Below are 14,849 nucleotides of genomic sequence, written 5' to 3' on the forward strand. Positions count from 1 at the left end.
GCCCGCCAAAGGCAGGACCGTTGTCCGCCGCCCCCGACCCCCGGGCGGCGGACAACGGGCCCGCCGGCACGACCGGCCGGGTGTGGTGTGGGGAAGCTTCGCGCCCGGCCGGTCGATGCACCGCCGCGGACCGGCCGACCGGCGTCGGCGGCCGGCGGCGTACGGAATCGCGACGCGGAGGAGAGAGCCATGGCGACCAACTCGGCACCTCTGGTGCCGGCCCACGTGCTGCCGCACCGCACCCCGACCCAGCTGCTCACGATCGCCCGCCAGGGGCTGGCCGAGGCGGCCCGCACCCGCCCCGACGGCCTGCGCTACGCCGCCGCCCACCTGGCCGCCCTGCGCGCCGCCGCGGCGATGCTCGCCGCCCGGGCCCGCCCGGCACCCACCCGCCGCAACCGGATCACCAGCGTCTGGGCCCTGCTCGTGCTGGTCGCCCCCGAGATGGGGGAATGGGCCACCTTCTTCGCCACCGGCGCCACCAAGCGCGCCGCCGCCGAGGCCGGCATCCCCCGGGTGGTGACCGCCCGTGAGGCCGACGACCTGCTGCGGGCCGCCGAGCAGTTCGTCGGCATCGTCGAGGCGACGCTCGGCGTGGCCCACCAGCCGGCCATCGACGGCCTGCCCGGCGACCTGGCGGCCTGAGCGCCCGCACCGACAAGCCGAACCCGCACGACCTCACCAGAGAGCACAGATGGCTGACCTCGCGCGCCTACGGGCGCTGGTCGGACAGACCGATCCGGGGCTGGCGGTCGACGACCGCCTGCCGTTGCCGGCGCCGATGCAGCCACTGCTCGGCGGGCGGCTGAGGCGTGGCGCGGTGGTCGCCATCGACGGTGGGGACGGCCGGACGTCGCTGGCGATGATGATGCTGGCCGGAGTGTCGGCGGCGGGCGGCTGGTGCGGTGTGATCGGCCTTCCGTCGTTCGGTCACCTGGCCGCCCAGGAGTTGGGCATCCGGCTGGAGACCCTGGCACTGGTTCCCCACCCCGGTGCGGCCTGGGCCGAGGCGGTCGGGGCCCTGGTGACGGGCGCGGACGCGGTGCTGGTCGACCCGGCGGTGCAGGTGCCCGGCGCGCTGGCGCGGCGGCTGGCGGCGAAGGCGCGCCAACACCGCTGCACGCTGTTCACGCTGGGGTCGGCCTGGGAGGGCAGCGATCTGCGGGTGTCGGTACGCCGCCAGGAGTGGTTCGGCCTGGGGCAGGGGCGGGGCCGGCTGCGTAGCCGTCGACTGGCCATGGCCGCGTCCCACCGCCCGCATGCCGAACTGGTCCTGTGGCTTCCGGACGAGGTCGGGCGGGTCCGGGTCGTCCAGGAGGTGGCGGAGCCGGTCCGGCTGCCCGTGGGCGGGCGGCACGCGCAGGCGGGCTGACGAGCCCGCAGACGATCGGGGCCGATGGGCGTCGAGAAGGCCGTCTTCTCCCAGGTCATCCCGCAGTTCTAGAACGTGTGTTCTAATCTGTGGGTTGCTGGTCGAGACGACCGGCACGGCGTCGCGGGGGTGGGAGAGCGGTGGGCGTACCGGTGCGGACCATGTTCGTCTGGTGCCCTGACTGGCCGGTCATCGCCGCCGAGATCGTCGACGGCACCCCGGCGTCGACCCCGGTCGCGGTCCTGCACGCCGGCCGGGTCGTCGCCTGCTCCGAGGCGGCCCGCGCCGACGGGATCCGGCGCGGGCTGCGCCGGCGCGAGGCCCAGAGCCGCTGCCCCGGACTGACCGTCGTCGACCACGATCCGGGCCGCGACGCCCGCGCCTTCGAGCCGGTCCTCGCCGCCGTCGAAGAGGTCGCCGTCGGGGTCGAGGTGATCCGGCCGGGCGCGTGCGCCCTCGCCGCCCGCGGCCCGGCCCGCTACTTCGGCGGCGAGGAGCCGGCCGCCGAACGCATCGTCGAACACGTCGCGCAGGCGTGCGCCGTGGAGAGCCAGGTCGGGATCGCCGACGGGGTGTTCGGTGCCGGCCTCGCCGCCCGGACCGGGCAGGTCGTTCCGCCCGGCGACACCCCGCGCTTCCTCGCCGGCCTGCCCGTCGAGGCCCTCGGCCGGCCACCCCTGGCCGACCTGCTGCGCCGGCTCGGGGTGCGTACCCTCGGTGACTTCGCGGCCCTGCCCGCCGCGGACGTCCTGGCCCGGTTCGGGTTCGACGGGATCCTCGCCCACCGGCTCGCCGCCGGCCGCGACCACCGCCCGCTCGCCGCCCGCCGGCCGCCGCCCGACCTGGCGGTGACCGAGACGTACGACGAACCGCTGGAACGGGTCGACGTGGCCGCGTTCGCCGCCCGGTCGCTCGCCGAACGGTTGCACGACACCCTCGCCGGGCACGGTCTGGCCTGCACCCGGCTGGTCGTCGAGGCGGTCACCGCGCACGGCCAGGAACTGCACCGGGTCTGGCGGCACGACGGGCTGCTGACCGCGGCGGCGATCAGCGACCGGGTCCGCTGGCAGCTCGAGGGCTGGCTGACCGCCGCCGGCCGGCGGCCCGGCGCGGCCGGTGCCACCGCGTCCCGGCCGACCGCGGGGATCCTCCGGCTGCGGCTGGTTCCCGACGGCGTGCTCGCCCACGTCGGCCTGCAACCCGGCCTGTGGGGGGAGACCGGCGCCGGACGCGACCGGGCACACCGGGCGCTGAGCCGGGTGCAGGGCATTCTCGGCCCGGAGTCGGTGGTCACCCCGGTGCCCGGCGGTGGCCGGTCACCCCATGACCAGGTACGGCTGGTGCCGTGGGGCGACGAGCGGGTGCCGGCCCGCCCCGGCAACCCGGCGGCGGCGCCGGGCCTGCCGGCGCTGCCCGCCGCCACGCCGGCCGAGGACGGGCCGGCCGGGAGTGTGTCAGCCGCCCCGGCGGCCGGGGGCGTATCGGCCGGGAGCGCGCCGGCCTTTCCGGCGGCCCAGCCCGATCCGGTGGGCGGGCGATCGGGCGGCGGCCGACGGGCCGCCGGCCGGTCCCGGGCGGCGGCCGGGCCGGTGCCGCCGTGGCCGGGCAGCCTGCCGGCCCCGCATCCGGCGGTCGTGCTGCCCGAGCCGCTGCCCGCCACCGTCCACGACGCGGCCGGCGAACCGGTCACCGTCAGCGCCCGGCTGGCGGTCAGCGCCCCGCCGGCCCGGGTCACCGTCGGCAACGGAACACCGGTCGGGATCGTCGGATGGGCCGGGCCGTGGCCGGTCGACGAACGCTGGTGGGCACCGGCCGAGGCCCGCCGCCGGGCCCGCTTCCAGGTGCTCCTCGCCGACGGCGGCGGGCTGCTGCTCGCGCTCTCCGGCGGCCGGTGGTCGGTGGAGGCGGTCTATGACTGAGCGGCGGCCATGAGCTTCCACAACCCGGCGATGCCGTGGTCCGAACTGGAACGGGCGCTGTCCGGCCGGCCGCGGCCGTACGTGGTCGACCCGCTCGCCGTCGACGGCGACGGCGGCGACTCCCCGGCCTGGACCCGCAGCCGGCAGCCGTACGCGGCGCCGCCGGCGCTGGACCCGCCGGCGGCCACGGTGCCGTACGCCGAACTGCACTGCCACACCAACTTCAGCTTCCTCGACGGCGCCAGCCATCCCGAGGAACTGGCCGAGGAGGCGGCCCGGCTCGGGCTGACCGCGCTCGCCGTCACCGACCACGACGGGTTCTACGGCGTGGTCCGGTTCGCCGAGGCGGCCCGCGAGCTGCGGCTGCCGACCATCTTCGGCGCCGAACTGTCGCTCGGGCTGCCGGGGCCGCAGAACGGCGAACCCGACCCGCTCGGCCGGCACCTGCTCGCCCTCGCCCACGGGCCGGAGGGCTACGCCCGGCTGGCCCGGACCATCTCCCGCGCCCACCTGCGCGGCGGCGAGAAGGGCAAACCCGACTACGGCGAGCTGGAGGAGATCGCCGCCGAGCTGCGCGACCACGTACTCGTGCTCACCGGCTGCCGCAAGGGTCCGGTGCCGGCGGCGCTGCTCACCGCCGGGGTCGGGGCCGCCGCCCGCGAACTCGACCGGCTGACCGCGCTGTTCGGCGCCGACAACGTCGCCGTGGAGCTGACCGACCACGGCGACCCGACCGACGGCGACCGCAACGACGCGCTCGCCGGGCTCGCCGCCCGCGCCGGGCTGCCGACCGTCGCCACCAACAACGTGCACTACGCGACCCCGGCCCGGCGCCGGCTGGCGACCACGCTCGCCGCCGTACGGGCCCGGCGCAGCCTGGACGAGATCGACGGCTGGCTGCCCGCCGCCGCCACCGCCCACCTGCGCGGCGGCGCCGAGATGGCGGCCCGGTTCGCGGCGTACCCCGGTGCGGTCGCCCGGGCCGCCGAGTTCGGTGCCGACCTCGCATTCGACCTGCACCTGGTCGCGCCCCGGCTGCCCGACCACCCGGTGCCGGCCGGGCACACCGAGATGAGCTGGCTGCGTCACCTGACCATGGCGGGCGCGCTCGACCGGTACGGCCCGCCGGAGTCGAACCGGCGGGCGTACGACCAGATCGACCACGAGCTGCGGATCATCGAGGAGTTGGACTTCCCCGGCTACTTCCTGGTGGTGCACGACATCGTCACGTTCTGCCGGGAGAACGACATCTACTGCCAGGGGCGCGGTTCGGCGGCGAACTCGGCGGTCTGCTACGCGCTGCGGGTCACCAACGTCGACGCGGTCCGCTGGGGGCTGCTCTTCGAACGGTTCCTCGCCCCGGAACGCGACGGCCCGCCCGACATCGACGTCGACATCGAGTCCGACCGCCGGGAGGAGGTGATCCAGCACGTCTACGAGCGGTACGGCCGGGAGCACGCCGCCCAGGTCGCCAACGTGATCTCGTACCGGCCACGGTCGGCGGTGCGCGACGTCGCCAGGGCGTTCGGCTTCCCGCCCGGCCAGCAGGACGCCTGGAGCAAGCAGATCGACCGGTGGGGGTCGGTCGCCGCCGTCGACGTCGACGGCATCCCCGAGCAGGTCATCGAGTACGCCAACGAGTTGCAGACCTTCCCCCGGCACCTCGGCATCCACTCCGGCGGCATGGTGATCTGCGACCGGCCGATCATCGAGGTCTGCCCGGTCGAGTGGGGGCGGATGCCCGGCCGCAGCGTCCTGCAGTGGGACAAGGACGACTGCGCCACCGTCGACCTGGTCAAGTTCGACCTGCTCGGGCTCGGCATGCTCTCCGCCCTGCACTACGCCCACGACATGATCGAGTCCAAACTGGACCTGAGCGACATGCCGCTGGACGACCCCGAGGTCTACGACATGCTGTGCCGGGCCGACTCGGTCGGGGTGTTCCAGGTGGAGAGCCGCGCCCAGATGGCCACCCTGCCCCGGCTCAAGCCCCGCCGGTTCTACGACCTGGTCGTCGAGGTGGCGCTGATCCGGCCCGGCCCGATCCAGGGCGGCTCGGTGCACCCGTACATCCGGCGCAAGAACGGGCTGGAGCCGCCGACCGTGCCGCACCCGCTGATGAACAACGCGCTGGAGAAGACACTCGGCGTACCCCTGTTCCAGGAGCAGTTGATGCAGCTCGCGATCGACGTCGCCGGCTTCGACGCCGCCGGCGCCGACCAGCTGCGCCGGGCGATGGGCTCGAAACGCTCCGAGGAGCGGATGGCCCGGATCAAGGACCGGTTGTACGCCGGGATGGCCGAGCGCGGCATCACCGGCGACGTCGCCGACGACATCTTCCTCAAGCTGTCGTCGTTCGCCAGCTTCGGCTTTCCGGAGAGCCACGCGATGAGCTTCGCCTACCTGGTCTACGCCAGCGCCTGGCTCAAGCGCTACCACCCGGCACCGTTCCTCGCCGCACTGCTCAACGCCCAGCCGATGGGCTTCTACTCGCCGCAGACCCTGGTCGACGACGCCCGCCGGCACGGTGTCGAGGTACGCCGGCCGGACATCAACGCCAGCGCCGCCAAGGCCCGGCTGGAGTCCACACCGGACACCCGGTGGGGCAGTGCGCCGGGGGAGCCGCCGCACCGGTGGGGGCTGGGCGGCCCGGCGGTCCGACTCGGGCTGTCCGGCGTACGCACCATCGGCGCCGACCTCGCCGAGAAGATCGAGCTGGCCCGGGCCGCCGACGGGCCGTACCAGGACATGTCCGACCTGGCCCGGCGGGTCGGCCTGACGGCCGCGCAGCTGGAGGCCCTGGCGACCGCCGACGCCTTCGCCTGCTTCGGCCTGGACCGGCGGGCGGCGCTGTGGGCGGCCGGCGCCGCCGCCCAGGACCGGCCGGACCGGCTGCCCGGCACCGTCTCCGGCGCGACCGCGCCCACCCTGCCCGGCATGGAGGACGTCGACCGGCTGGTCGCCGACGTCTGGGCGACCGGGCTGTCCCCGGAAACCCACCCGGCCCGGTTCATCCGCCCCCGGCTGGACGAACTGGACGCGGTGCCGATCGCCGCCCTGGCGTCGGTCGAGGCCGGCCGCCGGGTCCGGGTCGGCGGCATCGTCACCCACCGGCAGCGGCCGGCGACCGCCGGCGGGGTCACGTTCGTCAACCTCGAAGACGAGACCGGCATGCTCAACGTCACCTGCTCGCCCGGGCTGTGGCAGCGCTACCGCCGGGTGGCCCGCACCAGCACGGCGCTGGTCGTGCGGGGCCGGCTGGAGAAGACCGAGGGCGTGACCAACCTCGTCGCCGACCGGCTCGACCCGATCACCACCCCGGTCACCCCGGCGTCCCGGGATTTCCGCTGACTCCCCGGCGCCCGGGTGGTTCGCGCCGGGCTTGTCCGTGGGGCGCCTGCCGGCGCTCGCGCCGGGCCTGCACGTGGGGCGCCTGCCGGCGCTCGCGCCGGGCTTGCACGTGGGGCATGGCCTAGGCTCGTCCGGGTGGAGCGCACACATAACCGGCCGGGATCCCCGGTGCCGTCGGCCGGCCCCCTCGTCACCCCCCGCACCGCCGTGGTCTGGGCCGTCCTGCGCCGCGAACTCGACCGCCGGGGCGACCGCCAGCTCACCGTCGTCGACGTCGGCGGCGGCACCGGCGGCTTCGCCGTACCGCTCGCCGAGGCCGGCCACCGGGTCACCGTCGTCGACGCCAGCCCCGACGCGCTCGCCGCGCTGACCCGCCGGGCCGCCGAGGCCGGCGTCGCCGACCGGGTACGCGCCGTGCAGGGCGACGGCGACGCGCTCGTCGGGCTCATCGAGCCGGCCAGCGCCGACCTGGTGCTCTGCCACTCCGTACTCGAGGTCGTCGACGACCCGGCGTCCGTCGTGGCCGCCGTCGCGTCGGCGCTCCGTCCGGGCGGGGCCGCGAGCGTGCTGGTCGCCGGGCGGGCCGCCGCCGTGCTCAGCCGGGCCACGAACGGGCACCTCGACGTCGCCGCCGCGCTGCTCGCCGACGAGCACGGCACCGCCGGGCCGCGGGACACGCTGCGCCGCCGCTACGACGCGGCGGGCGCCACCGCGCTGCTGGCGGCCGCCGGGCTGACGGTCGAGGAGACCCACGGCGTACGGGTCCTCGCCGACCTGATCCCGGCCGCGGTCGCCGACGGCGCCCCGCAGGCGCTGATCGACCTGGAGTTGGCGGCCGCGGCGCTGCCGCCGTATCGGGACGTCGCCGCCCAACTGCACCTCTTCGCCCGCCGCCCGGTCCCGTGAGCGACCGTAGCGAGGTGGCCGCCGTTCCGGTCGTGCCGGAGCAGGGTACGGCCGAGGTCGCCGTGCCGGTCGTACCGGCTCAGGGCGTACCGAAACCAGCCGCGCCGGGACAGGACGTCTTCGACCGGGTGATGCCCCGCTACGGCGGCGGGAGCCTCGCCGACGTGCTGCCGAGCAGCCTCGCGGTGCTCGGGGTGCCCGGCGCCGCCGACCCGCTCGGCCTGGTCGGCCGGCTCGACGGCGTACGCCGGATCGCCGTCCTGCTCGTCGACGGGCTCGGCTGGCACCTGCTTCCGGTCGCGGCGCCGCACGCGCCGGCGCTGGCCGACCTCACCGGGCGGTACGGGCGCCCGCTGACCAGCGGATTCCCGTCGACCACCCCGACGAGTCTGGTTTCGTTGGGCACCGGCACGGCCCCCGGCCGGCACGGCGTGCTCGGCTTCCGGGTCAACGTGCCCGGCACCGACCGGGTGCTGACCCACATCGACTGGCGCGAGGAGCCGTCGCCGCTGCACTGGCAGCCGGTCTCCACCCAGCTTGAACGGGCCGAGGCCGACGGGGTCGCGGTGACCGTGATCAGCCGCCCCGAGTACGCCGGTAGCGGGCTGACCCTGGCCGCCAACCGGGGCGGTCGCCATGTCGGCGCCGCCGACCCGGACGCGCTCGCCGCCGAGATGCTGGCCGCGCTGCGGGCCGCCGACGGCCGTGGCCTGGTCTACGGCTACCACCCCGATCTCGACAAGGTGGGGCACCTCACCGGCGTCGACTCGCCCGCCTGGCGGCTGGCGGCGGCCGACGTCGACCGTCTGGTCGCCCACCTGGCCGACGGGCTGCCGTCCGATGCCGCGCTGCTGGTGACCGCCGACCACGGCCAGCTCAACGTGCCGGTCGACCGGCGCTTCGACCTCGACACCGACCCGCGCCTGCGGGCCGGGCTGCGGCTGGTCGCCGGCGAGCCGCGGGTGCGCTACCTGCATGTCGAGCCGGGTGCGACCGACGACGTGGTGGCCGCCTGGCGGGGCGTGCTGGGCCGGGCGGCGTGGGTCGCCACCCGCGACGAGGCGGTGGCGGCGGGCTGGTTCGGCCCGGTGCCGGAGCGGCATCTGGCGCGGGTCGGTGACGTGGTGGTGGCCTGCCACGAGAACTACGCGGTGGTCGCCACCCGCACCGACCATCCGATCGAGGCGCGGCTGGTCGGCTACCACGGCTCCTACACCGCCGCCGAGATGCTCATCCCACTCCTGACCATCCGCCCCTGAGGTTCCCGCGCCCGGCTTTTGCGCGTCGGGCTTTTGCGTGATCAAGGGGATGTGTACGGCAATTCGGGCGGGAAAGGGGACGACTTCTCCTTGATCGGCGCCCCTCCGGCCGGCTCGATCGCGCCCCGTAGGGCGTGGGGGCGGTGTGGTGTCGTACCCGGTGGTTAGCCTGCTGGGGTGGGGCGTAGCCAGGCAATTCCACGGGCCGGGGGGCCGGGAGGCGATCCGCGCTTCGGGCCGGAAGCCGACGACAGCGGATGCCCGATCCTGCACGTCGACATGGACGCCTTCTTCGCCGCCGTCGAGATCCGCCGGCGGCCCGAGCTGCGCGGCCGGCCGGTCGTCGTCGGTGGCACCGGCAACCGTGGCGTGGTCAGTTCGGCCAGCTACGAAGCGCGCGCCTACGGTGTGCGCAGCGCGATGCCCACCGCCCGGGCCCGGGCACTGTGCCCCGGCGCGGTGTTCCTGCCGCCCGACTTCACGCAGTACACGGCCGCCTCCCGGGCGGTGATGGAGATCTTCCGTGGGGTCACCCCGCTGGTCGAGCCGCTGTCGATGGACGAGGCGTTCCTCGACGTGGCGGGCGCCCGGCGACTGCTCGGCCGGCCGGCGGAGATCGCCCGGCTGATCCGCGAACGGGTCCACGAGCAGGAAGGGCTGACCTGCTCGGTCGGGGTCGCGCCGACCAAGTTCGTCGCCAAACTGGGCTCCACCCAGGCCAAGCCCGACGGGCTGATCGTGGTGCCCGAAGCCCTGGTGCTCGACTTCCTGCACCCGTTGCCGGTCGCCGCGCTGTGGGGGGTGGGGGAGCGGTCGGCGCAGACGCTGCACCGGCTGGGGCTGACCACCGTGCGCGACATCGCCAACGTCCCGCTCGCGACACTGCGCGGCGCGCTGGGTGAGGCCGCAGCCGCCCACCTGCACGAACTGTCGTGGGGCCGGGATCCGCGGCGGGTCACCCCGGAGCACGTCGACAAGTCCATCGGCGCCGAGGTCACCTTCGACACCGACGTCGACGACCCACAGGTGATCCGGCGGGCGATGCTCGCGCTCTCCGAGAAGGTCGGCGTACGGCTGCGACGGTCCGGACAGGTCGGGCGCACCGTGACAATCAAGGTCCGGCTCGCCGACTTCCGGACCGTGAACCGGTCACGCACGTTGCCCGGGGCGACGGATGTGGCACGTGACGTCTTCGACACCGCGTGGGCACTCTACGAGTCGCTGGCCCCGGGGAGTTCGATCCGTCTCGTCGGCGTACGGGTCGAGGGGCTCGCTGCCGCCGGGTCGACTCCGCAGCAGCTCACACTGGGTGCGCCGGAGCGTGGCTGGCGTGAGGCGGAGGCCGCGGCGGACGCGGCGGCAGCACGTTTCGGCCGGTCGGTGGTGCGTCCGGCGAGCCTTCTCGGTGATAATGATCTGCGACGGACGGAAAATCCGGGCCGGCGGAAGGTCGTCCCGCTTTCCGAGCGTCGAACGCCCTCGTAGACTTGCAGGAAAGCAGCCGGCTTGGCTGCCACGGTCTGTCGGTTCGACCGGACCGACCAACGCGACCGGGAGGAGTGCCGTGCCGCTCTCGGAGCACGAGCAGCGGCTGTTCGAGCAGATCGAGCGGTCGCTTGCCGAGGACCCCAAATTCGCCTCGGCTGTGCGCGCCAGCGACCCGCGTTTGCACTCGCGGCGTCGGCTGCTCGTCGCGGCCGTCGTGGTCATCGCCGGCCTAGCACTGGTTGTCTACGGCACGGTGAGCAAGGTTCCACTGCTCGGCGTGGCGGGATTCGTCGTCATGCTCGGTGGGGCCGCCTACGCGATCCATTCGCGTCGGCGGGCGCAGTCGCCGGACCTGCATGTCGTCGGAGGCACCACGAGCCGGCGCACCCGTGCCAGGCGGTCGTCGTTCATCGACCGCCTGGAGGATCGGTGGCGTCAGCGGCCGGAAGGCAACCGCTGACTCCAAGATCCGCGTGATCAGGGACTAGTTCGGGCGTGTCTTCGGCGCGTCCGGGTACCAACTCCCTGATCAGGCCGATCTTGATGGCCGGTGGCCGCTGCGTGCCACCCGGCGCGGGAGCGCTCGTACCCTCAGCCTGATCCGGACACCCCGTCCTGCCCGGCCGGCTTCGCCGCGCCCGCCGCCCGGCAAGATCCGCGTGATCAGGGAGTTGGTATCCCGGCGCGCCGACGACACGCCCGATTCAATCCCTGATCACGCGGATCTTGGTGTTAGCGGGAGGTGCGGGCGGCCAGGAGGCGACGGGGGCTCCAGCGGGTCACGGCGTCCCGCCAGCGTCCGGTCGTCGCCACGAGCCGGCCCGAAGCATCCATGATCGCGCCGCGCCAGCGCAGCAGCACCGAGGGCGGCAGCGTCGCGGCGAGCAGCCGGGTACGCCGGTCGGCGCCCTCCGCCAGCGCCCGCCGTACCGAGCGCAGCGCCTCGGTCAGCGGTACGCCCGGCAGTGGCTCGCGGGCGTACCGCGCCCGCTCCTCGGCCCGCCCGAGCAGGCGTACGCCGTCCGCCGCCGCCGGCTTCGACAGGTCGGCCTTCACCAGCCGGTCGGCGGTGGCCCGGGGCGTCTCGGTCGGGTCGACCGGCACCCGGTAGTCGACCAGCGTGTCGATCAGCTCGTCCCAGGCGGCGTGCGCGTCTGCCCTGGCTCGCTGCGCCTCGGCGCCGGTGACCACCACCCGGGCCACCCCCGGTGCGGCCGTGTCGTCCGGGGTGGCCGCCCGGGCGGCCGCCACCGTCGCCGCGTGGCGGCGCCGGCGTACCTGACCACGGCGCCAGCCGGGCAGCGCGAGCAACACGATCACCAGCGCCACGCCCGCGGCGGTCCACCACGGCCACGTCGGCGCGGTCTCCGGCGTGGCACCGGTCGGATCGTCGGTGTAGTTGTCGCCGAGACCGCCGCCGGACAGGTTCTCGTCGCCCGGGTCGAGCGGGGTGTTCGGGCCGGCGGAACCGGTGGGGGCGGCCGACGGGGTCACCGGGTCGGGGGCGTCGGTGTCGGGCGCCCAGGCCGACCGGGCCGACCCGGCGACGCTGGACGCCGGGGTGGGGTCGAACGGCACCCAGCCGATGCCACCGAAGTAGACCTCGGTCCAGGCGTGCAGGTTGAGGTTGGTCAGCGTGTACGTGCCGCCGGTGCGGTTGCTGCCGTTGGTGAACCCGAACGCGACCCGCGCCGGGATGCCGGCGGCCCGGACCATCCAGGCCATCGCCGCCGAGTACTGCTGGCAGTAGCCGACCTTGTTGTCCAGGAAGTTGACGATGTCCTCGCCGCTGGTGTCGCCCTCGGTGCGCAGGTTGTAGCTGAACCCGTTGTCGCGGGAGAAGTAGTCGTAGATCGCCCGGACCCGGTCGTAGTCGTTCGACCGGTCGGCGATCAGCCCGTCGACGAGGGTCTGCACCTCGGGTACGGCCGGCACCTGGGTCAGCCGCTGCCGGGTCTCGTCCTCCGCCGGGAGCGGGGTGGCCGCCCGCAGCGCGATCGGGCTGAAACGGCTACGGACGTACTCGAAGGAGTACTTCTTGCCCCTGGACTGCTGGCGGTTGGAGTAGACGACCTGGAGATCGGGGTCGTAGAGCCAGTTGGCGTCGAGTTCGCGGGTGCCGACCGGCTCGCCGTAGACCGGCAGGAACGGCATCACGAAGTCGTCGGTGATCTCGACCTCGGCCCGGTGGGTCTCCCGGCTGACGCCGGGCCGGGCCGCCTCGCGCGGGTCGGGCAGCGACCGGGTGACCGGGGTGCCGCGCGGCGTCCGTACGCCGAAACCGTCCCGGCGGATCTCGTCGGCCGCCCCGAAGCGCAGGTAGAACGGGTCGTCCTCGGTCGTGGTGACCTTGACCATGTCGTAGACCCGGGACTGGTTGAGCTGGCCGGACAGCGCGGCGAACAGGTTGACCCGCCCCGGTCCGGTGCCCTGGCCGGGCCGCCCGTTGCCGCCGGGGCCGCTGCCGCCGTCGGTGGTGAAGTTGGTCAGCAGCCCGGAGCTCATGCCGGGTACGGCCACCGGCAGCAGGACCGCCAGGGCGACACCGACGACGGCGAGCCGGCGGCCGGCGGCGGCCAGTGGCGACGGTTCCCACACGTCGACGTCGCGGCCGTCGCCGGTGAAGCGCCGGCCGAAGCGGCGTACCCGGTCGACGTTGTCGGCGACCAGCAGCCACAGGAAGCCGACCGCGCCGATGGCGAACGGCAGCGCGGGCACGCTGTCGGAGTAGACCGCGACCGGCACCGAGTAGATCGCCAGCATCGGCAGACCGGCCAGCGCCGGCCGGCGCAGCCCGACGGTCAGCAGGTCGACGACGACGGCGACGCCGCCGATCCCGAGCACGCTGATGAACAGCAGCGGGTCGCCGTCGGGTACGGGTACGCCGTACGACCGCACGTCGTCGGCCGACTGCGACATCAGCTCCCCGAAGTGGCCGAAGGTGGCCGGGCCGGGCAGGATGCCGAGCACCTCGTCGCCGCTGGGGAAGATCCAGGTCAGCGCGAACAGCAGGGCGAGCATCATGGCGGGGACCTGCGCCCACACCGGTGCCCGCAGCGACCGGGCCAGCGTGGCGGCACCGGTGACCAGGGCGACCGCGACGACGGACTGGAGCAGCCAGGTCATCGTGTCGAAGATCGCCGACAGCGGGGCGGCGGCGAGCAGGGTGGCCGCCGCGGCGACGAACCCGAGGTAGCGGCCGCGGGTCATGCCGGCCCCCCGCCGGTCCCGGAGCGGTGTACGTCGTGCCTGCTCATCGCATACCTCCGGCGACCGTCTCGGCCATCGTCGCCCGCCAGGCGAAGCCCTGCGAGCCGCGTCCCACCTGTGGCCACAGCGCGGGGAGCTGGTCCTCGCGGGTCGCGCCGATGACCCGCCAGCCGCTGCGCAGCAGGGCGAGCGCGGCCTGCCCGTGCGCCTGGTCGGCGTCGGCGCGGATCTCCGGCGGCAGGTCGAGCCAGGTGGACGTGTCGATCAGGAATCCGACGCAGGTGGCGCCGTTGGTGCGCAGGCCGGCGAGAAGTTCGGCCTCGGGTACGGTCAGCGCGCCCAGCACGGCGATGATCAGGCCGCCGTCGGAGCGCTGCCGGACCCGCTCGACCAGCGTCGACACGTCGCCGCGCTGGGCCGGCTGCACGTCGGCCAGGTGGTCGAGCAGGATGCCCTCACCACCGGCCTGGTCGGCGTCGGTGTCGATGCCGGAGTCGCTGACCAGGCGCAGTTTGTAGCCGGCCTGGCGCAGGTGCACGGCGACGCTCGCGGTGGCCGACACCGCCCACTCGAAACTCGACGTCGGCCCCTCGCCCCGGTGGGCGAACGCCCGGGTGTCGAGCACCACCGTCGCCCGGCTGTCCCAGGGCTGCTCCTCGCGGCGGACCATCAGCTCGCCGGTCCGCGCGGTCGACTTCCAGTGCACCCGGCGCAGGTCGTCGCCGCGCCGGTACTCCCGGGTCGCGGTGTCGTCCTCGCCGTGCACGGCGACGGACCGGGCGCGGCTCTCCCCGGCGCCGGCGTACTCCCCGGCGACCCGGACCGACGGCAGGGGGACGACCTGCGGGATGACGGTGAGCCGGTCGACGCTGGGGAAGGCGCGGACCAGTTCGCACAGGCCGAACGGGTCGGTCAGCCGGATCACCAGCGGGCCGATCTCGTAGCGGCCACGTACGTCGGTACGCACCGTGTAGGCCACCGAACTCGCCTGGTTGGCGCCGAGCCGTTCGATCACCACCCGGGGGCGGCTGCCCAGGGCGTACGGGAGGCGGTCCTCGAGCAGCAGTGTCCCGGTGGGCAGCCGGGACATGTTCTGCAACCGCAGCACCACCCGCGCCGTCGAGCCGACGGTGGCCCGCTGCGGGTCCAGCGACCGGGTGCAGGCCAGCTTGTAGCGGCTGCGGCCGACGTACGCGGCGGCCAGCAGCGGCAGTATGGCGAGCAGCACCGCGACCCGCAGCAGGTCCTTCTCACCGAGGATCAGCGCGGACAGCGCGGCGGCCGCCGCGGCGGCCAGGAACGAGCGGCCGCGGGTGGTCATGCCACGCAGCGCCTCCCGCACGG

General features: G+C 74.9%; 10 protein-coding genes. 8 read left to right on the forward strand and 2 right to left on the reverse strand.

The genetic code is table 11. The features are described from left to right. Positions 1-189 precede the first annotated feature (189 nt). The 8 genes from QCD66_RS09295 (at position 190) to QCD66_RS09330 (ending at position 10,755) form a co-directional block, all read left to right on the forward strand. A complete protein-coding gene (locus QCD66_RS09295) occupies positions 190-645 on the forward strand; it encodes an SAV_6107 family HEPN domain-containing protein (RefSeq protein WP_375735454.1) in 456 nt (151 codons plus the stop codon). 49 nt (positions 646-694) lie between these two features. Then, positions 695-1,372: a hypothetical protein gene (locus tag QCD66_RS09300; RefSeq protein WP_375735453.1), complete on the forward strand. Its 678-nt coding sequence runs from the start codon at positions 695-697 to the stop codon at positions 1,370-1,372. Between the two features lie 161 nt (positions 1,373-1,533). Next, the gene (locus tag QCD66_RS09305; RefSeq protein ID WP_407567239.1) at positions 1,534-3,291 is read left to right on the forward strand and encodes a DNA polymerase Y family protein; all 1,758 of its coding nucleotides are present in this window, start codon (positions 1,534-1,536) and stop codon (positions 3,289-3,291) included. Positions 3,292-3,300: 9 nt separating this feature from the next. Next, positions 3,301-6,642 carry an error-prone DNA polymerase gene (locus QCD66_RS09310; protein ID WP_375736139.1) on the forward strand — a complete coding sequence of 1,114 codons (3,342 nt, stop codon included), beginning with the start codon at positions 3,301-3,303 and terminating at the stop codon, positions 6,640-6,642. A 135-nt stretch (positions 6,643-6,777) separates the two neighbouring features. Next, positions 6,778-7,548 carry a methyltransferase domain-containing protein gene (locus QCD66_RS09315; RefSeq protein WP_375736138.1) on the forward strand — a complete coding sequence of 257 codons (771 nt, stop codon included), beginning with the start codon at positions 6,778-6,780 and terminating at the stop codon, positions 7,546-7,548. 14 nt (positions 7,549-7,562) lie between these two features. After that, complete coding sequence (locus QCD66_RS09320; protein ID WP_375736137.1) at positions 7,563-8,807, forward strand: alkaline phosphatase family protein; 1,245 nt, start codon at positions 7,563-7,565, stop codon at positions 8,805-8,807. Positions 8,808-8,984: 177 nt separating this feature from the next. Further along, the gene (locus QCD66_RS09325; RefSeq protein ID WP_375736136.1) at positions 8,985-10,292 is read left to right on the forward strand and encodes a DNA polymerase IV; all 1,308 of its coding nucleotides are present in this window, start codon (positions 8,985-8,987) and stop codon (positions 10,290-10,292) included. 79 nt (positions 10,293-10,371) lie between these two features. Beyond that, positions 10,372-10,755: a DUF3040 domain-containing protein gene (locus tag QCD66_RS09330; protein ID WP_357537550.1), complete on the forward strand. Its 384-nt coding sequence runs from the start codon at positions 10,372-10,374 to the stop codon at positions 10,753-10,755. A 272-nt stretch (positions 10,756-11,027) separates the two neighbouring features. On the opposite strand, the gene QCD66_RS09335 is transcribed toward QCD66_RS09330, so the two are convergent. Next, a complete protein-coding gene (locus QCD66_RS09335) occupies positions 11,028-13,505 on the reverse strand; it encodes a DUF3488 and DUF4129 domain-containing transglutaminase family protein (protein ID WP_375736135.1) in 2,478 nt (825 codons plus the stop codon). Between the two features lie 43 nt (positions 13,506-13,548). Then, positions 13,549-14,847: a DUF58 domain-containing protein gene (locus QCD66_RS09340; protein WP_364221547.1), complete on the reverse strand. Its 1,299-nt coding sequence runs from the start codon at positions 14,845-14,847 to the stop codon at positions 13,549-13,551. Positions 14,848-14,849 lie beyond the last annotated feature (2 nt).

This window comes from Polymorphospora sp. A560 (assembly GCF_045781765.1).
In the GTDB taxonomy this organism is placed as follows: domain Bacteria; phylum Actinomycetota; class Actinomycetes; order Mycobacteriales; family Micromonosporaceae; genus Polymorphospora; species Polymorphospora lycopeni.